Consider the following 24,596-nt stretch of genomic DNA (forward strand, 5'->3'; position numbering starts at 1 on the left):
CGCGCCCTTGTCCCACGAGGGCATCGGCGCCTTTCTCATGGGTGCGGTCCGGCCACGACGCGGCGGCGTGTCCCGTCGCGAGTCGCTGCTACTGTTGCTTGAGCGCCCGCTCGATGCGACGGCGCAGGGCGTCCTCGGACAGGGCGCCGCGCTGCGCGTCCGTCACCTTGCCCTCGCGGTCCAGGAAGTAGAGCGTCGGCAGCGCGCTGACCTGGAAGGCCCGCGCCATGTCGTCGCCGGCGTACACGACGTAGGGCTTCAAGTCGGGCAGGTGGCGCCGCATGAAGTTGTCCACCAGCTGGGGCGCCATGTCCCCGTCATCCCGACTGGCCGCCAGGAAGACGAGTCCCTGGGACTCGTACTCCTTCGCCAGCTTCACCAGCGCGGGCATCTCCTCTCGACACGGAGGGCACCACGTCGCCCAGAAGTCCAGCATCACCACCTGGCCGCGGAGGTCCTCCAACTTCAGCACGCCGCCCTCGTGACGCTGCAGCTCGAACGAGGGGGTCGCCGCGCCATCCGGAACCAACTGCGAGCGCCGGGCCTCCAGCACGCCCAGGTACACCACGCCCGCCAACCCGAGCCCGGCAATCAGGCCCATGAACAGCTTCGTCCCGCCGCTCGGCGGCCTCGCTGGCGGCGGCGCGCCGATTCCTTCCTGCGTCACGAGAATCCACTCCTGGTCAGGCGGTCATGCACCTGACTCAACACCCAGCGCACTCCGCTTCGGGCCACCGGTCTCCGCGACACCCACCGCGCCACGTCCGGACCCCAGCGATAGTAGCCCCGGATGAACCCGCGCCCGAGCGCGCTCTTCCGCAGAACGTCATCGCGGTACGCACGGAAGGCCACCAGCTCCGGCGCTCCCTCGCCAAACGCCACCGTCGCCACGAAGCACGAGGACGCGGGGCTCACCCACATGAGCCGCTGGTTGGTGAGGTTCACCACGACCTTCAGCTCCCGCGCCTCCGTGTAGAGGAACGCGAGCAAATCCCTGCGCGCGGCGGGGAACTCCTGCCCGCCTGCTTCCTCGAACTCGATGCGCGAGGAGTTGGTGGTGCCCACCTCGTCCACCGTGAAGAAGTAGCGCTTCGAGCTGCGGCGGACCTCCACCTCCAACCCTCGCAGCTCGCCGAAATACGCCAGGAACGGCGTGCCGCACACCGGGCACACGAAGCGGTTGTACGCGTGGCTCGTCAGGAAGGCGTAGTCCCCCACCCGCTTGCAGCCGGTGTTGGGACACACGAGCTTCACGCTCGCCTGCGGCGCGGGCCGAGGGTCATACCGCGAGCCTCCCCCCGACTTGTCGAACACCGGCGGAGGACGCGGAGGCGCCGTCACCAGGTGCCGAGTGGGATGCGCGGCCCGCTCCAATTCCAGCGCGCGCCGCCAGGCAATCTCGGCCGCCTCCAACCGCCCGCCCGCCGTGTGACAGAGCGCCTCGCCATGCGCGAGCAACGCGGCCACCAGCTTCTCCAGCGCGGGCGCCATCGACGGGTCTCTGCCCGCCGCCAGCGCCTCCGCCAACACCTTCTCCATCTCCGGCAGCAACGCCTGCGCCGCCTTGCGTGAAGGGTCCTCGGCGCGGCGGTACACCGGCGGCTCGGGAATCCGGCTGAACAACGAGGACGCAGCGGCTCGGACGCGTTCCACCACCGCGTCTCCACGCCCCACGTCCAGCTGTGCCGCCCTTTCACGGGCGGCCTGAAAGAGCTCTTCGGGCTGCAAGCCGGCGGACATTAAGTGCCGCGAGTCGCCCTGTCAGCGCGGATCACATACACGCGGTCGGAAACTGGCCACCCGTCCCCACCCCATGTAAGAAGACGTAGGAGGCTGTGAGCATGGGAGCTTTGAAGTTCATCGTCTGGACGGTCTGCGCGGTGGGGCTCGGCATCTTCCTGTCGACGGGAGAGGTGGACGGCCGCACGCCCTTGCAACACATGGAGCGGGCCTGGAAGCGCACCGTCAAGCCGGACACCGTGGACCGGATGAAGGACGGGCTGGAGGACGCCTACGAGGACGCGAAGGGCGCTGTCTCCCGCACGACGCCCGCCGCCCCGCGCGAGCGCATCAGCGCGGAGGACCGGGCAGCGGTCAACCGCATCATCGCGCAGAAGAAGTAGCCTGGCCGACAGGTCCGCTTCCGCGACAGGTCTCCCCTCCCTAGGTTGCGTGGGTGGTGGACGGTCGGTCGGGGCGGAGGCGGGGCATGGGCAGGGCGCCTTTCATCAAGAGTGTCGTCATCCTCACCGCGCTGGTGTGCGCGCTGGCGACCCCAGTGCAGGCCGCCGGGCGCGGGCGCGGACGTCTGTGGCTCGAAGCCCAGAACCGTTCGCTGGACAACCAGCGGGCCACGCTGAGTGACGTGGCTCGCAAGGCGATGCCGTCGGTGGTCTCCATCACCACCCGACAACTGACGGACGAAGCGTCGGTGTCGGGCGAGGAGCCCCAGAAGGGCATTGGCTCCGGCTTCATCATCCACGCCGACGGCTACATCCTCACCAGCGCTCACGTGGTGGAGGGAGCGTCAGAGGTCGTCATCTCGGTGATGCACCCGCGCGGCTACGTCGAGGAGTACGTCGCGCAGGTGGTGGGCGAGGACTCCCGCACCGACTGCGCGCTGCTGAAAATCGAGGCCCCGCGAAAGCTGCCCGTGCTGCGGCTTGCGTCCGCGTCGCACGTGCGCTCGGCGGATTGGATTGTCGTCATCGGCAACCCGTTCGGCCTCTCCCACTCCGTGACGGTGGGCGTGGTCAGCTTCATGGGCCGCACGGACGTGACGCCCAACGGGCGCGACGGCGACTTCGACTACATGCAGATGGACGCCTCCATCAACCCGGGCAACTCCGGAGGCCCCGTGCTCGACTTGCACGGCGACGTGGTGGCGGTGGCCAACGCCGTCAACGTGGCGGGCCAGGGCATCGGCTTCGCCATCCCCATCGACATCGCCAAGACGGTGATTCCGCAGCTGCGGGCCCACGGGCGAGTGCGCCGGGGCTGGCTGGGCATCAGCGTGCAGGACTACTCGCCCGAGGTCGCCGAGGCCTTCAACCTGGGCCAGGGCCAGGGCGTGGTGGTGACGGAGGTGGTGGAGGGCGGTCCGGGCGAGCGCGCGGGCCTGCTCCACGGCGACGTCATCATCGGGCTCGACACGCGGCGCGTGCGGCGGGCTCACACCCTGCGCTGGCAGGTGGCCGCCCGGGGCGTGGGCCATGACGTGCGGCTGCGCATCCACCGGCTGGGCAAGCCGATGCGGCTCAAGGTCCGCCTGGAGGAGATGCCGAGCGAGCAGCCCCCCGCACCCACCCTGGCCTCCCGACGGCAGGGGCGGCGGCCCACCCGGGCGCAGTCCGTACTGGACGACCTGCTGTCGCCCGTTCCCCGAGCAAAGACGCTCCCTCCCACGGCCCCGGAAGTCGAGCCGAACGCCCCGGGTTCCGAGGACGGCGCTCCGGCGCCTTGACACCCGCGCGGACACCGGTCTTCCGGCGTCTCCTTGCGTTCGGGTGGCATGGGCGCTAGACAGTGCGCCTTTTTCGTACCCGGCGGATGGTCCACGTGCTCGTGGCGCCGAGGTACCCGCATCGTTTCGCAGGAGAGGTTCCACAATGGCCGAGGCCACCCCGACGACCCAGAAGAAGCTCACCCACTGGCCCCGCACCGCCAAGGGCAGTGGCAAGAAGGCTTGCACCGTGGAGGGCTGCAAGCGCCCCTACCGCGCCAAGAGCTACTGCTTCTTCCACTTCAAGCAGTGGCGCCAGGGCGACCTGCCCCACTCGCGCTACCGCACCTGCTCCAAGGACGGTTGCCGCATCAAGACGTTCAAGGCCGGCCTGTGCGAGAAGCACCACGGCGAGACGTACAAGAAGGACGCGGCTTAAGTCCCGCCGTCGTACTCGCAGCGGCGCCGGGGTCTTCTCTTCCCTGACTGAATCCTCAGGGAGAGGTGCCCCGCGCCACCGCGCGACCCACCGCTTGAAGGCCGTGAGCCACCGCTCCGCCTCGCCTCGGGTCCGCGCTCGCCCGCATCACCGTCCGCTCCAGCCCGTGGAGTCAGGTGCGAGATGGGGTGCCAGCCACGTACACGCAGCCCTCGGGCCGAGCCTTCCGTCACGGCCATGCCCGCCAACACCGCGTCACCCTTCACGTCGAGCCGCTCCGCACCGCGAGCCGAGCACGTGGCCGGGTCCAAAAGGACCAGAGGGCCATGACGCGGACCTCCGCATCCAGGGTGTCTGTGAGTGCGTCAGGTGCGGGACAGAGGCGAGATGCTCCTCAGGACGCATGCCTCCGAGTTTCACTGGTTGATCCTGAAGCAGATCGGTATATTCCCGCCCGTATGCGTCGCTGGCTCCCTGGGTTGCTCCTCTCGCTCGTCTCCGTGCTCACCGCTTGTGGCGGTGCGGGCACGCCCGTGCGCGCGACCATGAGTGCCCGTCAGGCGCTGTCGCATCCGCCAGAGTTCCTGGAGTTCGAGTCCCCCGCGACGCGCCTCGAGATGTTCCGCGAGGTGGCCCGTCAGTCGGACCTGGAGGCCGGGCAGGCGGCGCAAGCGCTGGTGCTCTTCCCCATCAGCCAGCACGGTGAGTTGCTCGCCGCGCCAGGCTTCGATTCGCGCATGGACCTGTTCCAGGCGCCGGACGCGGGCAAGGGCATCGAGCTGGTGTTGGAAGCCCGTGCGGCCGAGCGTTGGCCGGAAGACCGGCGGGAGAGCCTGCAGGGACTGTCCGAGCGAGAAGCCGCGGAGCTGGTGGCCCGCACGCTGCTCGCGCACTGGGGCATCCATCCGGAGAGCGCGGTCCAGGTGGACCGGGCGTCCGGGGCGCCTTATGCGGTCGCCTACGTGGACGGCATCCTGCGCGTCAACCCGGCGTTCCTCTACCTGGCGGCGGCCTACGGTCCTGCTTCCATGCCGGCCACGCTCCAGTAGAGTCCCGCGCCTCAGCAACAGGCCCACCCTTCTCTCGCCGTGCCCCACTTTCCAGAGGGGCGGGCCGCGAGGCGCCAGTGAATACCTCCGCTCTTCACGCTCAGCTCCCCCACACGCTCCAGCAGACGAATCTGCCGGCGCTCGGCCAGCACTACCGCGGCAAGGTCCGCGACACGTACCGGAGCGGCGACACGCTCGTCCTGGTGACGACGGACCGGCTCTCCGCGTTCGACCACGTGCTGACCACCATCCCCTTCAAGGGCGAGGTGCTCAACCGGCTCGCGGCCTTCTGGTTCGAGCGCACGAAGCACATCTGCCCCAACCACGTGCTCGACGTGCCGGACGCCAACGTCACCGTGGCGCGCGCCTGCCAGCCCTTCACGGTGGAAGTCGTCATCCGCGGCTACCTCACCGGCAGCCTGTGGCGCGACTACGAGAAGGGCACGCACACCGCCTACGGCCTGCCCTTCCCCACCGGCATGCGCAAGGACGCGGCCTTCCCCGAGCCCATCATCACCCCGTCCACCAAGGCGGAGTACGGGCTGCACGACGAGCCCATCTCGGAGAAGGAAATCCTCGCGCGAGGCCTGGCCAGCGCTCGCGACTGGGCACGCATCACCGAGGCGGCGCGCGGACTGTTCGCGGAAGGGCAGAAGTGGGCGCGCACGCGCGGCCTCATCCTCGTCGATACCAAGTACGAGTTCGGCAAGGTGGGCGACGACCTCTACGTCATCGACGAGATGCACACCCCGGACTCCAGCCGCTACTGGGTGGCGGACGAGTACGAGGCCCGCTTCGCCAAGGGCGAGGACCAGCGCATGCTGGACAAGGAGAACATCCGCCAGTGGCTCATCCGCGAGCGGAACTTCTCCGGTCAGGGCACGCCTCCGCCCATCCCCGATGACGTCCGAGTGGAGCTGGCCACCAAGTACGTGGCGGCCTTCGAGCAGATTACGGGGACGACGCTCGCGCTCGAACCGGGCGACGTGCACGCGCGAATCGAACGGAACCTGCGCCAGAAGGGCTACCTGAAGTAGCCCTCCCAGCGAGCCTGTGGGACGGCCGTGAGCTACTCGCTCCGGCCGAAGACGCGGCGGAAGACGTCGTCCATGTGCCGCGTGTGGTAGCCCGGGGAGAAGCAGTCGTTGATCTCCTCGGGCGTCATCATCTTGCGCAGGTCCTCGTCCGCGAGCAGCGCCTGCCGGAAGTCCACGCCCTCCTCGTAGAGCTTCATCGCGTTGCGCTGGACGATGACGTAGGCGGCCTGCCGGTCCATGCCCTTGCGCGCCAGCTCCAGCAGGAGCCGCTGCGAGTTCACCACGCCGCCGAGCAGCTCCAGGTTCTTCTTCATCTGCTCCGGGTAGACGCGCAGGTCCTCCATCAGCCGGGCGAAGCGCACCAGCATGAAGTCCGCGAGGATGGTGGCGTCCGGGCCGATGACGCGCTCCACGGAGGAGTGGGAGATGTCCCGCTCGTGCCACAGCGCCACGTCCTCCATGGCGCTCACCGCGTAGCCGCGCAACAGGCGCGCCAGTCCCGTGAGGTTCTCCGACAGGATGGGGTTGCGCTTGTGTGGCATCGCGCTGGAGCCCTTCTGTCCAGCGGTGAAGGGCTCCTCCGCCTCGCGCACCTCGGTGCGCTGCAGGTGGCGAATCTCCACCGCGAACTTCTCGATGCTGGAGCCCAACAGCGCCAGCGCCGTGAAGTACTCGGCGTGCCTGTCACGCTGCACCACCTGGCTGGAGGCGGGCGCGGCCTTGAGGCCCAGCTTCTTGCAGACGTGCTCCTCCACGGCCGGAGGCAGGTGCGCGAACGTGCCCACCGCGCCGGAAATCTTGCCCGTGGCGATGGTCTCCCGTGCGTGCAGCAGGCGCGTGCGGGCGCGGCGAAGCTCGTCGTACCAGATGGCCAGCTTGTGGCCGAACGTCACCGGCTCCGCGTGGATGCCATGGCTGCGGCCCATCTGGAGCGTGTGCTTGTGCTCGAAGGCGCGCTTCTCCACCGCCGCCATCACCCGCTCCATGTCCTGGAGGATGAGGTCCACGGCGTCGCGCAGCGTCATCGCCAGGGACGTGTCCAGCACGTCCGAGGACGTCATTCCCAGGTGCAGCCAGCGGGCGCTGGGGCCCACCCGCTCCTCCATGAAGGTGAGGAAGGCGATGACGTCGTGCTTGGTGGTGCGCTCGATTTCGTCGATGCGCGCGGCATCCGCGGGCGTGAAGTCTCCGGCTTTCTGGAGGCAGTCCTCCAGCGCCTCACGCGGGGCCAGCCCCGCCTCCACCATGCCCTCCAGCGCGGCGAGTTCCACATCGCGCCACCGGCGCAAGCGGGCCACGTCGTTCCAGAGGTTGGACATCTCCTGTCGGCTGTATCGCGGAATCACTCGTAGACCTTCACGGCAAAGTCCTTCCGCGCCGCGAACCGGAGCAACTCCAGCACGGACTCGGAGGACGGACCCAACTTCCGGGCGGTGGTGAGATTGATGGACAGGTCCAACCCCTCTGGCTGCGCCACCGCCAGCGCCCCCGGGTCAATCTTCTCGTGGATGATGCGATTGGCCAGCCGCCCCGCTTGCAGGCCAATGGCCATGGGGCTGGGGGACAGCGCGAGGGACGCGCCCTCCTTCACCTGGCTGGGCGTGAGCGCCACGAGCGGCAGCCGCTTCGCCTGTGCGAAGGCGATGAGTTGCTGCACGACGGCGGCGTTGCCCACCGTCTTGTCCGCCACCATCAGCAGCGCATCCACGCGGCCCGCCGCGCCCTCCAGCACCTTCTCCACCTTCCCCGGTGAGTCCACCTCCAGCGGGAGGATGGACAGGCTCCGGGACGCGGCGGACGTCTGCGCCTGCGTCACGGTGCTGGCGGAGAAGCGGGGGTCATGCACCATGCCCACGCGCCGGGCCTTGGGCGCCACCGCGAGCAGTGCCTCCAGCTCCGGCCCCAGGTCACTGGTGAGCGAGATGCCGGTGACGTTGGGGCCTTCCAGTCCGTACTTCTCGAAGTACGGCACCATGGCGAAGAGGACGGGGATGTCCTCGCCCAGGGAGCGGCGCGCGGCGTTGGCGGCCAGCGGCCCCAGGGCCAGCACCAACGCGGGCTTCTGGGCCGCCAGCTTCTTGAAGATGCGCGCGGCGGCGCCGGGACTCTCGTCCAGCGTCATCTCCTGCACCTCCGCGCGCGCCTCCGCGGCGAAGCCAGCGATGACGGAGGCATAGGGCGCCAGGTTGGCGGACTTCACCGCCACCACGCGGGGACGGGCGGCCCCTTGAGCCCCCGCTACCACCGGCACCAGCAGGAGCAGGAGCGCGAGGGTCCGCCCGTTCATGGCTTCACGCTCGCGCAGCACCGGAAGCCAACCGAGAGGGCGGTCTTCTCCGGAGCGATGAAGGCGCGCGCGCTGCACCTCGAGGCGAGTTGCGAGTCGTTGAACGAGCCGCCCTTCTGCACGACACCCCGGTTGGGGACGCGGGTGCTCGTCCACTCCGCCACGTTCCCGGAGAGGTCCGCCACGCCATAACCCCGTGACACGCATTGCGTGAACGTCCCGGAGGGGGCGACCGTGGGAGGCGTTTCCTGGAGCGAGACCTTCGTATTGCACGCGCCTTGAACGTAATCGTCGCCGTATGCGTAGCGCGCGTTGCCCGGTCCCTTGCATGCCTTCTCCCACTCCTCTTCCGTGCAGAGCCGCTTCTCCGCGGCCTCACACAGCCCGCGCGCCTGTTCCCAGGTCACCTCCACCCGAGGACTCCCTCCCCGCTTGTTCGAGTTCGAGTACTCGAACTCGTCCATGCAGAAGGAGCCCACCTGGATGCTTTCCTCGAAAGGCTCCTCCACCTGCCCCTGGTCGTCGTCCCGCGCCTTTCCCCGGCGGAAGAACCCACCACTCACCAACCGCATGCCATCAGGACACCCTCCCGCCAGCGCGACGAGGGGAGGAGCGTTGGCTTCCGGTGCCGCCTGGCGGGCGGACGGCCCTCCCATGGGCACCACCGGCGCTGTCCGCTGGGCCGAGCGCAGGTAGCGCAGCAACAGGTAACCGCCACCGGCCCCCAGCGCGAGCCCGCCCACGGTCAACACCACCATCCAGATGAACGCCGAGCGACGGCGGGAGGCCGAGGACTTCGACGGACGCGTGGCCCGGTGGGTGGGCGCGATGCGAGGCGCCGATCGCGCCGCCGAGGTCATGGGCGAGTCCAACGTGCGAGCGCCCGACATGGAAGGATGGAAGTCGAGCGAGCGAGGCCCCGTGCGTGCCCCCGACACCGCGGGCGACTCCAGTGTGCGCGCCGTGCGGATGGCCGGCACCGGCACCGCGGGCGCCGCATCCAATGTCCGCGACATGGGCCGAGGCCCGGAGGCCGAAGGCGAGGACTCCAACGCGCGCGCCGAGCGGGCACCGGAAACAGCAGGGGCCGACTCCTGCCCCGCGTCCGACTCCTGGGCCCGAGGCGCCGCGCGCGGCTGAGCAGCCGGCATCGGTCCGGAGGCACGCGGTGCGGGCCCACCCGCACGAGCGGGCTCGGGGGGCAGGCGCCCACCGTGAGCGGGCTCGGAGGCTCCCCTGGAGGAACGCCCCCCCTGCGACGATTCCGAGGCAGCCCGTCCCTTCGCCGACGCTTCGGAAGCCGAGCGCCCACCTTGAGGGGAATCCATGGCGGCCCGCGCGGCGGACGCGGTGATGAACGGCAGCGCCTGCTCCGTGAGGTGCTGGGATGCGCCGGGGTTCGCGCCGATAATGGCGGCCAGCGTCGCCGCGTCGAGCGGCTGCGTGGCGTCGGGCGGAGGCGGCTCCTCCTCGACGGGCACGGAAGGCTTCGGCGCCGAGGTCACGATGCCCGTGGGCACCGGCATCATGTCCGTGGGCACCGGAGGCGGCGGACGCGCGGACATCCGCACCGCGGCGGCCTGCGCCGAGCCCGCGGGAGGCGGCACGCCGCGCACGTGCGTGGCGACCGCCGCGGGGGCGCGCGCGAGGATGCTGGCGAACTCCGCGTGCAGCTCACCCGCCGTCTTCGGACGGGCCAGCGGGTTGATGTTGAGCGCGCGCCGGTAGAGCGCCTCGAAGGACGTGGGCAGGTCCGGGTGCAGCGACGTCAACCCGGGCACCACGCCCTCGACGGGCACGAGGCCCGCGACCATCTCCCCCATCACCACGCCCAGCGAGTACACGTCCATGCGCGTGTCCAGCTCACCGCCCGCCACGTACTCGGGAGCGACGTAGATATCCGCGCGATGCCCCTTCTGCGCCTGGACGAAGGGAAGCTGCGGCACGGCGAGGCCGAGCCCGTAGTCCGTCACCTTCAGCAGGTCCGGAAGGACGATGACGTTCTCCGGCTTGAGGTCGGAGTGGGGGCCGAAGCGATGGGCCGCGTCCAGCGCCGCCGCCATCTGCGCCAGCAGAGGCTCCACGTCCTTCAGCGAGAAGAGCTGCCTGCGCGAGGCGCGCTGCTCCATCATCCGCCGCAGCGTCATCCCCTCCAGCAACTGCATGGTGAAGAAGGGCCGCTCACCGTCGAGCCCCTCTTCGTAGACGCGCAGCAGGTTCGGGTGGTTGAGCTTCTTGCCCACCCGCATGGAGAACGAGAACTGGGTGCGCTCCTCGGGCTGCTGGACGAGTCGCGGGTGGACCGTCTTCAGCGCGACCTCGACGTCGATCTCCTCGTCCTGTGCGCGGAAGACGAAGCCCATGGGGCCGGAGCCCACCACCTCCTGGATGGCGTAGCGGCCTGCGACGACGTCCCCTGGCTTGTAGGGGGCGCCCTCCAGGCCGCGCTTGCGGACGACACCGGCCGATTGTCGCGCGGCCGCGTCGTACTTCATCCCGCAGGTGGGACAGGTGTCGGTCGTCTCGGGGACGTGGCTGCCGCAGCGGTAGCAGAGCAAAGCAGTCGGACTCCAGGGGCCGGTCGAAGGAGGACCGCGAGCGGGGGTGCGGTCCGGCCTCATATTCTGCACGCTCCCCTGTCATCAAGGAACGATGCCGTCGGCTCTCGCGCTACCGGCCGGTGGAACCGAAGCCGTTCCCCCCCCGCGACGTCGCGTCGAGGACCTCCACTTCTTCCAGCGTGGCGGACGACACCGGCGCCACCACCAGTTGGGCCACCCGGTCGCCCCGACGCAGGGTGAAGGGCTCGTTGGAGAGATTCACCAGGATGACCTGCACCTCCCCCCGGTAGTCCGCATCCACCGTCCCAGGTGAGTTGAGCAGCGTGATTCCGTGGCGCAGCGCCAGGCCGGAGCGAGGTCGTACCTGCCCCTCGTAGCCTGGGGGGAGCCCCAGCGCGAGGCCCGTGGGAACCGCCATCCGCGCCAGCGGCGCGAGCACCCGCTCCCCCTCGATGTCCGCTCTCAAATCCAGCCCGGCGGCGAGCTCCGTCTCGTAGCGGGGAAGCGGCAAGGGCTCCGGATGGGCACGCACGCGGCGCACCTGCACGGTGAGGGACGAGGCCATGGCGCCGATGTACCACACCCCTGCACCGTCTCCAGTTCCCGCTCCAACGTCACGGGTTGTCCACGAAAGCGACGACAGCCCAGCAAGCCCCCAGACTCGGCACGCTCCCGGACTTCGAGCCCTGGCTGGAATCCTCAGCGTGAGGAATCGCCGGACACTGCGCGGACGGAGGCGCGGAACTTGAGGGGGTCCATGGGCCGGGAGGCGAGTTCCAGCTGGTAGTGGAGGTGGGGCCCCGTGGAGCGCCCGGTGTTGCCGGAGCGGGCGATGAGCTGTCCGCGCTCCACCCGCTCGCCCACCCGGACCAGCAGCTCCGAGTTGTGGCAGTACGCCGTCGTCACGCCACGGCCATGGTCCAGGACCAGGACGCGGCCATTCACCGCGTCCTCGCTCGCGCGCCGCACCACGCCCTCCGCCACGGCCGACACCGCCGTCCCGGTGGGCACGCTGAGGTCCACGCCCGTGTGCATCCGCCGCATTCCCAGCACGGGGTGGTGCCGCTCGCCGAAGGGGCTCGTCACCCGGGCGCTCTCCGACACGGGCCACGCGAGCCCGAAGGCGGTGGACAACGCCAGCGCCTGCGCCGCGCCCACCGAGGCCGTCTCGAAACCCGGAGGAAGCTGCCGGTTCAGTGACTCCAGCGTCGGCGCGCCACCTTCCGCCACCACGCGCTCCTGGGCATAACGCGCGGGGATGCGGCCGACGAAGAGGGCCGTGAGGCGCGCCTCCTCGCGGGGGAAGTCCGCCTCGAGCGCCGCGTGGACCCTGCGCGCGGCGACGGGCCCTTCCACCGGGTCCAACAGCCGGTCCATGGGAATCCCCAGTTCCTGGGCCAGCGCGGCGAAGGGCTCCCGCGCTCGCGCGTCCAGGCCCTTCACTGCCAGGTGCGTGCCCCAGGCCAGCGACTCCGCATCCGTCAGCGGACGCACCAGGGACACCTCGGGCGCCAGCATGGGCGCGGCCAGCGAGGTGCCCGTCATGCCGTCGTAGTACGCCAGCAGGGGCCGCGCGGTGCTCTTCGAGGAGAAGGCCCAGGCGGAGGCCTTGCGCACCAGCGCGCCCGCGGGCGTGTGGTGGTACGCCGTCCACACGCACAGCACCGCCATGCAGAAGTCCAGCAGCCCCCTGGCGCGGCTCGGGAACATGGCGGTCCTCAGCGCAGGAAGGAAACGAGTGGAGTGGCGTCCAGCACGGCGGCCAGTGCCAGCGGCACCACCACCGCGCAACCCAGGAGGCCTCGGGTGAAGGCCCGTCGGCCGCGCTCCTGTGCGCAGGCCGCGTCCGCGTGTTGGAGGTTGCGCAGCACCGCGCGCCACCCGAGCGTGGCCAACACGCCCACCAGCGCCCCCACCGCCAGGCCCCTCGCGCCCCAGTCAGCGACCTGGTCCCCCATCAGCTCGCGCCAGGACAGGTACACCGTGCCTTGCATCAGCTTCGCCACCGTGCACGCGCCCGCCACCACCACCGCCGCGGTGGCCAGGGGGCGCAGCCAGCGCATGGGCGTGGGCTGGCGCAAACAGCGCTGCCACAGCGCGCGCCACGAAGGCTTTGCTTCCTGCCCCTCCAGCGCCGCGCGCCACGACTCCGCGGGCTTCACGGCGGCCGCCGTCGCCTCGCGGTAGCCCAGGGCAGGCAGCGCCAGCACCAGGTCCGCGGCCAGCTCCCACGTCAGGGCCAGGATGCGAGCGATGCGCGTGCGCAGCTCCAGCGACACCCACTCCACCATGGGGGCCGTCACGTCGTAGCGGCCCACCAGTCCGTCGAAGGCCGCGTCCACGCGGTCCACCACCGCCACCAGCCGGTCATCCAGCGTGTCCGCCGCCGCGTGCACGCCCACCGCCACCAGGGCCAGCAACCCCAGGGGCATGAAGGCCCACCGGAAGGCGCCCAGCAGGCGCGAGACGTCGGTGACGAAGCCAGTGGAAGTCGAGGGTCCGGCGGGCGGCGGGCGGGGCGGCAACGGGGCCTCCAGAAGGCGGGGCTCGCACCTCCAACGCACGGCCCCCAGCTCCAGGTCTAAGCCAGCGCCCGCCAAAACGAAAACGCCCCCTGCCGCGCGGAGGCGGAAGGGGGCGTTGGAGCTACTCCGGACCTCGTGAGGAGACCCGGGAGCGAGGCGTCAATCAGGCCTTCGCGTCGGGCTGGGTGGCCTCGGGGGCCGGCTGCGCGGCGACAGCGTCAGCGGCACCCTGCTGCTGGGTCGCCGCGCGCTCCGCCATCGCCTCCTTGCGCGACAGGCGAATCTTGCCCGTCTTGTCGATGCTGACGACCTTCACCAGCACCTCGTCGCCCTCCCTCAGCACGTCGGAGACGCTCTTGACGCGCTTGTCGGACAGCTCGGAGATGTGGATGAGGCCGTCGGTGCCCGGGAACAGCTCCACGAAGGCGCCGAACTCGGCGATCTTCCGCACGGTGCCCGTGTAGATCTTCCCGATTTCCGCCTCGCGGGTCAGCGCCTGAATCATCGCGATGGCGGCCTTCACGGCCTCGCCGTTCGCGCTGGCGATGTCCACCCGGCCGGAGTCCTCGATGTTAATCGCCGCGCCCGTGCGAGCGATGATGTCCTTGATGACCTTGCCGCCCGGCCCGATGACGTTCTTGATGAACTCGGGACGAATCTGGATGGTGGTGATGCGGGGCGCGTACTGGCTGATTTCCTTGCGGGGCTGCGCCAGCGTCTTGAGCATCTCGCCCAGGATGTGGATGCGGCCCTGACGCGCCTGCTCCAGCGCGCGGCTCATGATCTCCGTGGTGAGGCCGGTGATCTTGATGTCCATCTGGATGGACGTGATGCCCTTGCTGGTGCCGCACACCTTGAAGTCCATGTCGCCCAGGTGGTCCTCGTCACCGAGGATGTCCGACAGGATGGCGATCTTGTCGCCCTCCTTCACCAGACCCATGGCGATGCCGGCCACCGGCGAGGTGATGGGGACACCCGCGTCCATCAGCGCCAGCGTGCCACCGCACACGGAGGCCATGGACGAGGAGCCGTTGGACTCGAGGATGTCCGACACGAGGCGAACCGTGTACGGGAAGGACTCGCTCTTGGGCACCATGTTGCGCAGCGCGCGCTCCGCCAGCGCGCCGTGGCCGATTTCACGACGGCCCGGGCCGCGCAGCGGCTTCGTCTCATTCACGCTGAACGGGGGGAAGTTGTAGTGCAGCATGAAGCGCTTGAAGGACATGCCACCCAGCATCTCCAGCCGCTGCTCGTCATCGCTGGTGCCCAGCGTGGCCACCACGAGCGCCTGCGTCTCGCCACGGGTGAAGACCGCGCTGCCGTGGGTGCGCGGCAGCACGCCCACTTCGTTCGTAATCGTGCGGACCACGTCGTGACCGCGGTCGCCGATGCGGCCACCGTTGACCGTCATCTCGCGCATGTGCTCGTACTTGAGGTCTTCCACCACCTGCTTGGCGTGCTTCTCCACCAGCGGGGAGTAGGCCTCGGCGAGCTGCTCCTTGAGCTTCGCGATGGTCTCCTTCTTCGTCTTGGAGAGCGACTCGTAGCGGGCGCCCTTCTCCTTGATGGCGTAGCCGGCCTTGATGCCGTTCATCGCCAGCTCACGCACCTTGGAGCGCAGGCCCTCGTCCACGGTGGCCGGCTTGTCGAACGAGCGAACCGTCTTGTTCAGCTCGCGGCGCAGCTCGTCCTGCAGGTCCAGCGCGGGCTGGGCGGCCTGGAAGCCGAAGTCCAGCGCGGCGACCATGTCCGCCTCGGTCACCTCTTCCGCGCCGCCTTCCACCATGACGATGGCCTTGCGGCTGACCGCCATGACCAGGTCCAGGTCGCTCTGCTCACGCTGCTTCGCGGTGGGGTTGGCCACCAGCTGACCGCCCACGCGGCCCACGCGGATGCCGGCGAGGGGACCGTCGAACGGGATGTCCGACACCCACAGCGCCGCGGAGGCGCCGGTGATGCCGTGCACGTCGCCCTCGTTCTCCGGGTCCGCGGAGATGACGCTGGCGATGACCTGCGTCTCGTACGCGTAGCCTTCCGGGAACAGCGGACGCAGGGAGCGGTCCACCACGCGGGAGGCCAGCGTCTCCTTCTCCGTCAGCCGGCCCTCGCGCTTGAAGTAGCTGCCGGGGATGCGGCCCGCCGAGTACAGCTTCTCCTGGTACTCCACCGTCAACGGCAGGAAGTCGATGTCCTTCTTCTCCCGCGCGCTCACCGCCGTCACGAGCAGCATGGTGTCGCCATAGCGAACCACCACGGAGCCATCCGCCTGCTTGGCCAGACGACCCACTTCGATGCTCAGCTCGCTCTCGCCAATCTTGACGCTCTTCTTCAGCATGTCCTTGCCTCGGTATTCTTCGGGCGAGGACCCCACCGCACGCACCTGGCCCGCAAGGGACCTGGCACCCCGGGAGGGCCCTCGGGGTGTATGAGCGGTCGCCAAGGCCCGAAACAGGCACATGACAGGCAACCGCCAGCCTGTACTGCGGAAGGGCGCTTGCGGAGCGCCGGAGGGATGTCTCGGAACTTTTGATCCCTGATCGCACCGGCCGACAACCGTGTCAGCCGGTCCGAACGGAAACCAAAACCTCCGTCGGCACCACTCCCTCGCCCGCCACCACCCACCGCTTCTCAACTGCTTCTCTGCTGCCACTTCAACGTCTGAAACGCGCGGGGCGCTGGTTGAACCAGCGCCCCGGGTCCTGCCGAGATGCCTACTTGCGGATGCCGAGGCTCTCGATGAGCTTCTTGTAGCGGGTGACGTCCTTCGACTTCAGGTAGTCCAGAAGCCGGCGACGCTGACCGACCAGCTTCAGCAGACCGCGGCGGGAGTGGTGGTCCTTCTTGTGCGTCTTGAAGTGCTCGGTGAGCTGGTTGATGCGCTCGGACAGCAGCGCCACCTGCACTTCAGGGGACCCGGTGTCCGTCTCGTGGGTCCTGAACTTCGTCACCAGCTCCGACTTGCGCTCCTGATGCAGCGACATGTGATTCTCGTCTTTCGTACCCCGCTCCGGAGTGATTCCACTTGAGTCGCCCAGGTCCGCGGAGGGGTACAGACCGGGTCTCATGCTCCACTTCTAACGAGCGGGGGGCTTATAAGCTTCACCCTACCCAGGGTCAACCTTGGCCGCCTGCCCGTGCGCCTCACGGGGGGTGGAGCGTGTGAAGACGCACAGCCAGGGGGCAGCCGGGCCTAGACGAGCACTCGCAGGTACCGCAGCCGTCCGCCCACGCCCTCCGCCACCGCCAGCAGCGCGCCGTCGGGGCCCGTCACGCGCAGCCTCCCTGGGCGCAGCGAGGAGGGAGAAACCTCCACCGGCACGCCGTGCGACACGCGCTTGGCGTCGTCGGCCCCTACCCGCACCTCGGGCAGGTCGACCAGGGCCTCGGCGATGGGCACCAGCCGTGAGGCCAGCGTCCCGTCCTTCAGCAGGGCAGGCACGTCCGCCAGCGGCAGCGAGCGAGCCAGGGGGAACGGCCCGCTGGCCGTGCGCCGCAGCGCATCCAGGTGTGCCCCGCAGCCGAGCACCCGTCCCAGGTCGAAGGCCAGGGTGCGCACGAAGAAGCCCTTGGAGCAGCGCACGGACAGATGGAGCCGGTCCGCGGAGAAGTCCCGCAGCACCAGTTCGTACACCGTCACGTGGCGGGCGGCGCGCTCCACTTCCTCACCCGCGCGGGCCAGCTCGTACAGGCGCTTGCCGGCCACCTTCACCGCCGAATACATGGGCGGGACCTGGTCGAAGCTCCCCCGGAAGCGCGACAGCGCGGCCTCCAGGAGTGCGGGCGTCAACACGGGCACCGGCGCGCGCGCCGTCACCTGCCCCTGCGCGTCCTGGGTGTCCGTCTCCGCCCCCAGGCGCACCGTGGCGTCGTAGGCCTTGTCGCCCTCGGTGATGAAGCCAGCCACCTTGGTGGCCTCTCCCAGACACAGGGGCAACACTCCGGTGGCCATGGGGTCCAACGTCCCCGTGTGGCCCACCTTCTTGATCTTCAACAGCGAGCGCACCTGTCGCACCACGTCGAAGGACGTGGGGCCAGAGGGCTTATCGATGACGAGGACGCCGTCCATGTCGCGCCAATATTGTGGGCCCGGGGCTGGAACTACCAGCCTTCCTTGCTCCGGACCTCGCGAAGCAGACGGTCGATCTTGTCCCCCTCGCCCACGGACTCGTCGAACGAGAAGAAGATCTCCGGCGACACGCGCAGGTTGACGGCCGACGTGACGTGGCGGCGCACGAAGCCCTTGGCCGCCTCCAGCCCCTTCTGCGTGTCCGAGCGCTCCTCGGCCGTGCCAATCATCGAATAGAAGACACGGGCCACACGCAGGTCCGGGGAGACCTTCACCCCGGTAATCGTGATGTAGCCGATGCGCGGATCTCTCAGCTCGCCCCGGGTCAGCAGGTCGCCGATGGCCACCTGGATTTCCTGCCCCACTCGCTCGGGTCGGGAATGCGTCGTCATTTCTTCTCCCAGTCTCGCGGGTTGCGCAGGGAGCGGGCTCGAACCCGCGCCTCGTCCAGCGTCATCCGTCCACCGCCCGACGGTGACGGGCGACCCGTACCGGGGTCGCCGTCGTTGTCGCCGTCATGACGGCGCTCCCACTCACCCAACCCCTCGGCCTCCGCCAGGGAGGCCCGCTCGCCCCGCAGGAAGCGAGCGATCGCCGCCTCCGACTGGGCCGCCGCCGCTTCCGGCGACAGCGGTGCTTCGTCTTCGTCGTCCAGAGCGGACCGCGGGGCCCTGGAATCCGCGGTGTTGCCCGCGGCGAAGAGCTGATCTCCAAAGGCGAGGATTTCCGTCTCCCGCGCCATCAGCGGGGCCACGTACATCTCCTCGATGAAGTGGATGACCTTCTCCAACTGCTCGTCCACGTGGCGGCGGTCATTGCCCACCACCGAGAGGGCAAGCGAGGCCTTCTGCCAGAGGTCCTGGTCGTCCACCTCGGCCACGGCCACGTTGAAGCGGGCCTTCACCCGGTCCGTCACCCGGCGCAACACCTGTCGCTTGGACTTCAGCGAGCCGCTGTCCGGAATCTGGAGGGTCAGACGTGCGACACCTACGAACATGCCAATCCCCCGACCCCGGGGGACCTGGCGACTGCGCGAGGCCCCCAGGGCGAAACCTCCCCGGGAAGGTGGGGCCTTCCCGGGGGCGAGAGGACACGCGGCGGAAGACTAGGTGAGGCTCTGCCGGGTCTCTTCGATCTCGTAGGCCTCGATGATGTCGCCGGCCTTGAGGTCGTTGAAGTTCTCGATGCCGATACCGCACTCGAAGCCCTGAGCGACCTCCTTGACGTCGTCCTTGAAGCGCCGCAGCGACGCCATCTTCCCGGCGAACAGCTGCTTGTTCTCGCGGATGAGGCGAACGATGGCGCCTCGCTTCATCACACCATCCAACACCGCCGCGCCGGCGATGGTGCCCAGGCGAGGAACGTTGAAGGTGTTGCGGACCTCCGCGCGGCCCAGCTTCTTCTCCGTGCGGATGGGCTCCAGCAAGCCCTCCATCTCCAAGCGCACCCCGTCGATGAGCTCGTAGATGATGGTGTAGCTCTGCAGGTTGACTTCCTGAGCCTTGGCCGCGGCCTCCGCACCCGACTCCGGGTGGACGTTGAAGCCGAGCACCACGCCCTTGGAGGCGGCCGCCCGCATCACGTCGCCCTCGGTGATGGCGCCCACTCCGGAGTGGACGACCTCCACCTTGACCTTGTGGGTGGAGAGCTTCTGGACGGCCTGCTTGACGGCCTCGGCCGAGCCCTGCACGTCCGCCTTGATGACGACGCGCAGCTCCTTGGGACCGCCGCCCGCCTTCGTCTTGGCGAACAACTGCTCCAGGGACTCACGGCTGACCTTGCCGAGCTCGGTCTGCCGCTCCTTCATGTTGCGGTGCTCGGCGATCTGCTTGGCCGCCTTCTCGTCCGCCACCACGTTGATGGCGTCGCCCGCGGTGGGAACACCGGACAGGCCGATGACCTCCGCGCAGTAGCCCGGCTTGACTTCCTTCACCATCTCGCCGCGGCTGTTGTTCATCGCGCGGACTCGGCCGTAGTGCGAGCCGGTGACGACGGCGTCGCCCAGCTTGAGCGTGCCTTCCTGCACCAGCACCGTGGCGACCGGGCCACGGCCGCGGTCCAGCTTGGCCTCGATGATGGCGCCGACCGACGGGCGGTTCGGGTTGGACGTGAGCTCGAGGACCTCGGCCTGCAGCGCCAGGTTCTCCAGCAGCAGGTCCAGGTTCTGCTTCGTCTTGGCCGAGACGGGAACCATGATGGTGTCGCCGCCCCACTCTTCCGGGACGAGCTCGTGGGCGGCCAGGTCCTTCTTCACGCGGTCCGGGTTGGCGCCGGGCACGTCCATCTTGTTGATGGCGACGACGATGGGGACTTCCGCCGCCTTCGCGTGCTTGATGGCCTCCACCGTCTGCGGCATCACGCCGTCGTCGGCGGCCACCACCAGCACCACGATGTCCGTCACGTTGGCGCCGCGGGCGCGCATGGACGTGAAGGCCTCGTGACCCGGCGTATCCAGGAAGGTGACGTCACCCCGCGCGGTGGTGATGCTGTACGCGCCGATGTGCTGGGTGATGCCGCCCGCCTCGCCCGACGCCACGTTGGCGCTGCGGATGGCGTCCAGCAAGCTCGTCTTGCCGTGGTCGACGTGGCCCATGATGGTGACGACCGGCGGACGCGGACGCTCGTCCTCGGGACGGGCCTCCACCTCGGGCAGGTAGTCTTCCACCTCGAAGCCCACGCGCTCGATCTTCCAGCCGTAGTCGCTGGCGATGGTCTCCGCCGTGTCGGCGTCCACCAGCTGGTTGGCCGTGGCCATCTTCCCCTGCGCCATCAGCTTCTTGATGAGCTCCGCGCTGCGGATACCCATGCGCTGGCCCAGGTCGGACACCGAAATGCCCTCCTGCAGCTTGATGACCTTCTTCTCCTCGGCCATCTGGGTGATCTGCGTCTTGGCGCCCTTCTTCGTGGGCTTCTTCTTCTTGCCACGGATGGGGATGGTGACGCGGCCCCAGACCATGTCCGTCAGTTCCTGCTTGGACACGCTGGTCGTATCGCCACTGGTGCGCTTGCGCTGGCCACGCTCCTTGTTCTTGGAGACGTCCACCAGTTCGCGGCCCCGGCCCAGATGGTCCGGAACCACCTTGTACTCACGGCGCTCGGGGATGCCCGCGCGGCCCGGAGCCATGGGGTACTGCTTCGCCTGGCCGGCCGTGGGGGTGACCCGACGCACCTGGATGAGCGGGCGCGAGATGACGACGGCCTGAGTGGCCGTGGGACGCGCCTGACCGCCCGTCGGAGACACCTGGGCGTGCGGCACACCGCCCACCATGATGGTGGGACCCTGCGGCGCGGCGGTGCCGCCCGCGGAGGCCTGCGCTCCAGGAGCGGAGCTGGGACGCACCGGCCCCTGGCCGGGACGCGTGCTCTGGCTCTGGTACGACGGATAGCTCGGACGACCACCCGGACCACCGGGACGCCCACCCGGACCGCCCGGACCACCGGGACGTCCACCCGGACCGCCCGGACCACCAGGACGTCCACCCGGACCGCCCGGACCACCGGGACGTCCACCAGGACCACCCGGGCCACCCGGACGACCACCGCCCGAGGGACCGCTCCGCTGCCCGTAGCCCGGCGCGGGGCCCCGAGACACGACGGTCGCGGACGAAGACGGGGGAGAAGACGTCCGGACAGTCGGCGGAACCGGCGAGCGCGGAGGGGGTTGGGGCAAGTGGGTACTCTCCTGAGAAGGGGAACGAGGCTGCGCGGCGGCAGCTGGGGGAACGGCGGGGGCGCGAGGCGCCTCGACCGGGGCCTTGGGGGCCTCCGTTGCGGCTGGAGGCGTGGCGGCCTGAGCGGGCTGCTGCTCGGTCACCGGGGGAGCCGTCGGAGCCGCGGGCGCGGCGGTGACGGCGGGAGACTCCTCCACGGAGGGAGCCGGAGCCGTCTCGACAGCGACGGGCGGGGGCTCCACGGCGCGAGGCGCCTCCTCGGGAGGCTGGTAGGCCTCGACGGGGGGATGAGCGGACTCAACGGGTCCGGAATCGTAGTGGTCATGGGAGTCCGCGGAGTGCGACTCCATGCCCGCTTCGGCGGAGCCCGCGGGCGGGCCCACCTTGCGGCGCACCACGAACCCCTTCGCCGTCACGGGAGGCGCTGCCTGCTTCGGCTTGCGCTTGTCCAGGATCTTCTGGACGGCGGCGGTCGCCTGGTCGTCATCGAGGGAGGACGAATGGCTCTTGACGTCGTAACCGAGCGCGGACAGCTCGTTTACGACCTCCTTGTTGTCGAGCTCAATGCCGTGGCCCTTGAGCTCCTTGGCGATTTCGTGGACGCGCTTCTTCGACATATTGCCCTTGTTGGCCTGCCGCACCCGGCGACTCCGGGGCGCAGCACCCTAGCTCAAACCCGAAAATGTGTGCGAGTGGTCCTTAACACCCACTCCCCCCCAACACCCCTCCGCCCTCATGGCGCAGGCTCCTATGCCTACCCGAGCTGCGACGGGTCTACCAACCCCGCCTTCCCGCGAAAGGCCCGACCAAACGCCTTCCGCTTCAGCGCTGCCGTCATACAACCGACACCGCACAGGTAGGCGCCCCGTCCGGGCAGCCGCCGCTCCCTGTCCACCACGACAGCGCCCCCAGGCCCTATCACGAACCGGGTGAGCTCCGCCTGCGGTCGCTTGGACCCGCATCCGACGCACATCCGGACCGGGCCTGACCGCGCGCTCTGCTCCGCTGGTACCAAGCGACCTGCTGGGCGCCCCACATCCCCTCTCCTCTTCACTCTTCCTAGCTTACGGCGACTTGGTGGCTTCCGCGCCACCGTCCAGGGTCGCCGTCGTAATACCGCGCTCGGCGTTCAGCTCCGTGCGCAGCTTGGCCTCCTCCACGAGGTAGTTTTCCGCCGCGCTCTTGAGCTGGCGGGCCTTCTTGATGCCCACACCCGGAACGTCGCCCAGCTTCGCCAGGTCCTTCTCGTTGGCGATGTCCTCCACCGTGCGGTAGCCGGACGCCACGAGCTGTTCGATGGTCTTCTCGCCAACGCCGCGCACGCGAGCCATGCGCTCGGTCTGGGACAGCTCGTCGGGGTGGCGGCGCGCCTCGGCCAGCCGGGCCTGCTCCCTTTCATAATCCATGCGGGACAGCTCCGCCTGGTCTTCCACCATGCGCCTGCGGGCCTCCTCCTGCATGGAGGGGACACGGGCGGGGTCCACACCGGGGATCTGCGCCAGCATCTCCGCGTTGGCCTCCGCCACGTCCCGGGCCTGCCGGAAGCCGTGGGCGTAGAGCGTCTCCACCAGCATCTCGTTGACGCCCGGCAGCGCACCCAGCGAGCGACTGGCGAACTCGCGCATCTCGCGCACGCGGCTCTCGCTGTTGATGTCCAGCTTCCAGCCCGTCAGCTGGGCCGCCAGGCGCACGTTCTGTCCGCGCCGGCCAATGGCCAGGCTGAGCTGGTCGTCCGGGACGATGAGCTCCATGGCGTGGTTGGCCTCGTCGATGATGACGCGGCTGACCTCCGCGGGCGCCAGCGCCGAGCACACGAAGCGCGCCGGGTCTTCATCGTACGGGACGATGTCGATCTTCTCCCCGCGCAGCTCCTGCACCACCGCCTGCACGCGGCTGCCCTTCATGCCCACGCACGCGCCCACCGGGTCCACGTCCGAGTCGCGGCTGGAGACGGCGATCTTCGCGCGGCCACCCGGCTCACGCGCGGCCGCCTCGATGACGACGATGCCCTCGGCGATTTCGGGCACCTCCATCTCGAACAGCTTGGTGAGCAGGTTCACGGAGGCGCGGCTGAGGACGATCTGCGGGCCCTTGGACTCGCGCAGCACGTCCAGCACGTAGGCCTGGACGCGGTCGCCGGGGCGGTACGTCTCTCGCGGGACCTGCTCGCGCACCGGCAGCACGGCCTCGGCGCGGCCCAGGTCCACGATGATGTTGCCGCGCTCGAACCGGCGGGCGATACCGGTGACGATCTCGTTCTTGCGGTCCTTGTACTCGTTGAAGACGTTCTCGCGCTCCGCGTCCCGCGTGCGCTGCAGGATGACCTGCTTGGCCGTCTGCGCGGCGATACGGCCGAAGCCGCGGCGGAAGGTCTTCAGCCGGAGGATGTCGCCGTACTGGTCGTCCTGGGCCTTGGCCTCGTTGGCGTCCTCGTCCCGGTAGAAGATCTGGAAGACGAGCTCGTCGCCGGGCTCCACTTCCATGCCCTTCTTGTGCGACTCGGTCAGGTTGATCTGATTGACCGCTTGAACCGGGTCGGTGATCTCCTCGACCACGGTGATGGCCTGGAACAGCTCCACCACGCCCTTGTCCGCGTCGTACTTGGCCTCGAGGTTGCGGTCCTGGCCAAAGTGCTTCTTGGCCGCGGTCTTCATCGCATCCTCGAGGGTGGCAATCAGCACAGCCCGGTCGATGCCCTTGTCCTTGGCGACCTGGTCCAGGACAAGGTTGAGGTTGACGGTCGGGTTGGCTTGTTGCGTAGGCATTGTCTTCTCCTGAATGGGTCCACGGGCCCCCCGCGCGGCAGGGTGCCCTGTATGTCGACGTCTAGAACTCGAACTCCAGGTTCGCCTTGGCGATGTCCTTGAAGAGGATGTGGAAGGTTCCGGCACCTTCCACCTCCACCGAGATACTGTCGCCCGCCACCCCGGTCAGCGTGCCAGTGAAGCTCTTTCGCGGCGGCTCGCCCACCGGCCCGAACGTCTTCACTTTCACCTTCTGCCCCTGAACTTGCGCGAAGTGGGTCGGCTTCCTCAACGGCCGATCCACCCCGGGGCTGGAGACCTCCAGGCTGTACTCGTGGGGAATGAAGTCCTCCACGTCCAGCACCGGGTCCACCGCGCGGGACACCTGACTGCACTCGTCCAGTCCCACCCGGCCCCCTGGCTTGTCGATGAAGAGCCGCAACACCCAGCCCTCGCGTTCCCGGATGAACTCCAGGTCCACGAGCTCCAGGCCCTCGCCCGCAACGAGGGGCTCGAGCACCGAAAGGGCCCGTTCCTCCACCGTCTGCTTGAGGTTCTTCTCCGACATAACTGGGAAACCAGGCTCCAAAAACGCGAAAAGCGGGCACGGCGGCCCACTTTTCGAGGTGCACATCGAAAAATGTCGGGCGCGTCCGTAACACACGCCCCAGCGGGGTGTAAAGGAAGGACGCTCCCTCTCGGGTCCCGTGAAACCTGGCCAACAGGGCAAGGAATTCCCAGGGGTTCCGCGTGCCGGGCGGGCGTTATAACGCGC

22 protein-coding genes and 1 pseudogene are annotated in these 24,596 nt (G+C 69.2%); 5 read left to right on the forward strand and 18 right to left on the reverse strand.

Features of this window, described 5'->3' with window-relative positions; translation table 11 throughout:
- Positions 1-88 precede the first annotated feature (88 nt).
- Entirely contained in the window at positions 89-601 is a 513-nt protein-coding gene (locus HUA76_RS44045) for a TlpA disulfide reductase family protein (protein WP_141644275.1), read from the reverse strand.
- A gap of 62 nt (positions 602-663) precedes the next feature.
- Positions 664-1,740, reverse strand: a complete 1,077-nt coding sequence (locus HUA76_RS44050) for a CFI-box-CTERM domain-containing protein (RefSeq protein ID WP_174464344.1) — start codon at positions 1,738-1,740, stop codon at positions 664-666.
- A gap of 95 nt (positions 1,741-1,835) precedes the next feature.
- Here HUA76_RS44050 and HUA76_RS44055 point away from each other — a divergent pair, with 95 nt between their 5' ends.
- The 5 genes from HUA76_RS44055 to HUA76_RS44075 all read left to right on the forward strand — a co-directional run bounded on the left by HUA76_RS44055 (position 1,836) and on the right by HUA76_RS44075 (position 5,967).
- Positions 1,836-2,123, forward strand: a complete 288-nt coding sequence (locus HUA76_RS44055) for a hypothetical protein (protein ID WP_174458105.1) — start codon at positions 1,836-1,838, stop codon at positions 2,121-2,123.
- An 86-nt stretch (positions 2,124-2,209) separates the two neighbouring features.
- The gene (locus HUA76_RS44060; RefSeq protein ID WP_174464345.1) at positions 2,210-3,463 is read left to right on the forward strand and encodes a S1C family serine protease; all 1,254 of its coding nucleotides are present in this window, start codon (positions 2,210-2,212) and stop codon (positions 3,461-3,463) included.
- A 145-nt stretch (positions 3,464-3,608) separates the two neighbouring features.
- Complete coding sequence (locus tag HUA76_RS44065) at positions 3,609-3,881, forward strand: vegetative protein (RefSeq protein WP_141644253.1); 273 nt, start codon at positions 3,609-3,611, stop codon at positions 3,879-3,881.
- Positions 3,882-4,339: 458 nt separating this feature from the next.
- Positions 4,340-4,930 carry a hypothetical protein gene (locus HUA76_RS44070; protein WP_141644252.1) on the forward strand — a complete coding sequence of 197 codons (591 nt, stop codon included), beginning with the start codon at positions 4,340-4,342 and terminating at the stop codon, positions 4,928-4,930.
- A gap of 77 nt (positions 4,931-5,007) precedes the next feature.
- Complete coding sequence (locus HUA76_RS44075) at positions 5,008-5,967, forward strand: phosphoribosylaminoimidazolesuccinocarboxamide synthase (RefSeq protein ID WP_174464346.1); 960 nt, start codon at positions 5,008-5,010, stop codon at positions 5,965-5,967.
- Positions 5,968-5,999: 32 nt separating this feature from the next.
- On the opposite strand, the gene purB is transcribed toward HUA76_RS44075, so the two are convergent.
- The 16 genes and pseudogenes from purB to rimP all read right to left on the reverse strand — a co-directional run bounded on the left by purB (position 6,000) and on the right by rimP (position 24,389).
- Positions 6,000-7,313 (reverse strand): adenylosuccinate lyase, encoded by a 1,314-nt coding sequence (purB, locus tag HUA76_RS44080; protein WP_141644250.1) that lies wholly within the window; start codon positions 7,311-7,313, stop codon positions 6,000-6,002.
- Positions 7,310-8,254, reverse strand: a complete 945-nt coding sequence (locus tag HUA76_RS44085; protein WP_174464347.1) for an ABC transporter substrate-binding protein — start codon at positions 8,252-8,254, stop codon at positions 7,310-7,312. The genes purB and HUA76_RS44085 overlap by 4 nt, the downstream gene beginning before the upstream one ends.
- Entirely contained in the window at positions 8,251-10,812 is a 2,562-nt protein-coding gene (locus HUA76_RS44090; RefSeq protein ID WP_174464348.1) for an SUMF1/EgtB/PvdO family nonheme iron enzyme, read from the reverse strand. The genes HUA76_RS44085 and HUA76_RS44090 overlap by 4 nt, the downstream gene beginning before the upstream one ends.
- A 112-nt stretch (positions 10,813-10,924) precedes the next feature.
- Positions 10,925-11,380 (reverse strand): dUTP diphosphatase, encoded by a 456-nt coding sequence (gene dut / locus HUA76_RS44095; protein WP_174464349.1) that lies wholly within the window; start codon positions 11,378-11,380, stop codon positions 10,925-10,927.
- Positions 11,381-11,514: 134 nt separating this feature from the next.
- On the reverse strand, positions 11,515-12,525 hold the full coding sequence (locus HUA76_RS44100) for a M23 family metallopeptidase (protein WP_174464350.1): 1,011 nt from the start codon (positions 12,523-12,525) through the stop codon (positions 11,515-11,517).
- Positions 12,526-12,533: 8 nt separating this feature from the next.
- Positions 12,534-13,340: a hypothetical protein gene (locus HUA76_RS44105; protein WP_141644246.1), complete on the reverse strand. Its 807-nt coding sequence runs from the start codon at positions 13,338-13,340 to the stop codon at positions 12,534-12,536.
- A 163-nt stretch (positions 13,341-13,503) separates the two neighbouring features.
- Positions 13,504-15,675: a polyribonucleotide nucleotidyltransferase gene (gene pnp / locus HUA76_RS44110; protein WP_174458112.1), complete on the reverse strand. Its 2,172-nt coding sequence runs from the start codon at positions 15,673-15,675 to the stop codon at positions 13,504-13,506.
- A gap of 376 nt (positions 15,676-16,051) precedes the next feature.
- Positions 16,052-16,321, reverse strand: a complete 270-nt coding sequence (rpsO, locus tag HUA76_RS44115) for a 30S ribosomal protein S15 (protein WP_141644273.1) — start codon at positions 16,319-16,321, stop codon at positions 16,052-16,054.
- A 209-nt stretch (positions 16,322-16,530) separates the two neighbouring features.
- Positions 16,531-17,406 carry a tRNA pseudouridine(55) synthase TruB gene (gene truB / locus HUA76_RS44120; RefSeq protein ID WP_174464351.1) on the reverse strand — a complete coding sequence of 292 codons (876 nt, stop codon included), beginning with the start codon at positions 17,404-17,406 and terminating at the stop codon, positions 16,531-16,533.
- Positions 17,407-17,438: 32 nt separating this feature from the next.
- Positions 17,439-17,798, reverse strand: a complete 360-nt coding sequence (gene rbfA, locus HUA76_RS44125; protein WP_141644243.1) for a 30S ribosome-binding factor RbfA — start codon at positions 17,796-17,798, stop codon at positions 17,439-17,441.
- Positions 17,795-18,403 carry a DUF503 domain-containing protein gene (locus HUA76_RS44130; protein WP_174458114.1) on the reverse strand — a complete coding sequence of 203 codons (609 nt, stop codon included), beginning with the start codon at positions 18,401-18,403 and terminating at the stop codon, positions 17,795-17,797. Before HUA76_RS44130 ends, rbfA begins: the two co-directional genes overlap by 4 nt.
- Before the next feature lie 108 nt (positions 18,404-18,511).
- Positions 18,512-21,427, reverse strand: a complete 2,916-nt coding sequence (gene infB, locus HUA76_RS44135; RefSeq protein ID WP_371745746.1) for a translation initiation factor IF-2 — start codon at positions 21,425-21,427, stop codon at positions 18,512-18,514.
- Between the two features lie 15 nt (positions 21,428-21,442).
- A pseudogene (locus tag HUA76_RS46660) lies at positions 21,443-21,694 on the reverse strand (translation initiation factor IF-2 N-terminal domain-containing protein); the annotation flags it as partial.
- 137 nt (positions 21,695-21,831) lie between these two features.
- Positions 21,832-22,050, reverse strand: a complete 219-nt coding sequence (locus HUA76_RS44140; RefSeq protein ID WP_246137650.1) for a YlxR family RNase P modulator — start codon at positions 22,048-22,050, stop codon at positions 21,832-21,834.
- A 91-nt stretch (positions 22,051-22,141) separates the two neighbouring features.
- Positions 22,142-23,842 (reverse strand): transcription termination factor NusA, encoded by a 1,701-nt coding sequence (gene nusA / locus HUA76_RS44145; protein ID WP_141647290.1) that lies wholly within the window; start codon positions 23,840-23,842, stop codon positions 22,142-22,144.
- Positions 23,843-23,903: 61 nt separating this feature from the next.
- On the reverse strand, positions 23,904-24,389 hold the full coding sequence (gene rimP / locus HUA76_RS44150; protein WP_141647291.1) for a ribosome maturation factor RimP: 486 nt from the start codon (positions 24,387-24,389) through the stop codon (positions 23,904-23,906).
- Between the last annotated feature and the right edge of the window lie 207 nt (positions 24,390-24,596).

The organism is Myxococcus sp. CA056 (assembly GCF_013336715.1).
Classification (GTDB): Bacteria; Myxococcota; Myxococcia; order Myxococcales; family Myxococcaceae; genus Myxococcus; species Myxococcus llanfairpwllgwyngyllgogerychwyrndrobwllllantysiliogogogochensis.

Bases quoted from the DNA above. Each gene is read 5' to 3' on its own strand.
- HUA76_RS44045 (WP_141644275.1), bottom strand. From the start codon at position 601: ATGGGCCTGATTGCCGGGCTCGGGTTGGCGGGCGTGGTGTACCTGGGC.
- HUA76_RS44050 (WP_174464344.1), bottom strand. From the start codon at position 1,740: ATGTCCGCCGGCTTGCAGCCCGAAGAGCTCTTTCAGGCCGCCCGTGAA.
- HUA76_RS44060 (WP_174464345.1), top strand. From the start codon at position 2,210: ATGGGCAGGGCGCCTTTCATCAAGAGTGTCGTCATCCTCACCGCGCTG.
- HUA76_RS44065 (WP_141644253.1), top strand. From the start codon at position 3,609: ATGGCCGAGGCCACCCCGACGACCCAGAAGAAGCTCACCCACTGGCCC.
- HUA76_RS44070 (WP_141644252.1), top strand. From the start codon at position 4,340: ATGCGTCGCTGGCTCCCTGGGTTGCTCCTCTCGCTCGTCTCCGTGCTC.
- HUA76_RS44085 (WP_174464347.1), bottom strand. From the start codon at position 8,254: ATGAACGGGCGGACCCTCGCGCTCCTGCTCCTGCTGGTGCCGGTGGTA.
- dut (WP_174464349.1), bottom strand. From the start codon at position 11,380: ATGGCCTCGTCCCTCACCGTGCAGGTGCGCCGCGTGCGTGCCCATCCG.
- HUA76_RS44100 (WP_174464350.1), bottom strand. From the start codon at position 12,525: ATGTTCCCGAGCCGCGCCAGGGGGCTGCTGGACTTCTGCATGGCGGTG.
- pnp (WP_174458112.1), bottom strand. From the start codon at position 15,675: ATGCTGAAGAAGAGCGTCAAGATTGGCGAGAGCGAGCTGAGCATCGAA.
- rpsO (WP_141644273.1), bottom strand. From the start codon at position 16,321: ATGTCGCTGCATCAGGAGCGCAAGTCGGAGCTGGTGACGAAGTTCAGG.
- truB (WP_174464351.1), bottom strand. From the start codon at position 17,406: ATGGACGGCGTCCTCGTCATCGATAAGCCCTCTGGCCCCACGTCCTTC.
- rbfA (WP_141644243.1), bottom strand. From the start codon at position 17,798: ATGACGACGCATTCCCGACCCGAGCGAGTGGGGCAGGAAATCCAGGTG.
- HUA76_RS44130 (WP_174458114.1), bottom strand. From the start codon at position 18,403: ATGTTCGTAGGTGTCGCACGTCTGACCCTCCAGATTCCGGACAGCGGC.
- infB (WP_371745746.1), bottom strand. From the start codon at position 21,427: ATGGAGTCGCACTCCGCGGACTCCCATGACCACTACGATTCCGGACCC.
- HUA76_RS44140 (WP_246137650.1), bottom strand. From the start codon at position 22,050: ATGTGCGTCGGATGCGGGTCCAAGCGACCGCAGGCGGAGCTCACCCGG.
- nusA (WP_141647290.1), bottom strand. From the start codon at position 23,842: ATGCCTACGCAACAAGCCAACCCGACCGTCAACCTCAACCTTGTCCTG.
- rimP (WP_141647291.1), bottom strand. From the start codon at position 24,389: ATGTCGGAGAAGAACCTCAAGCAGACGGTGGAGGAACGGGCCCTTTCG.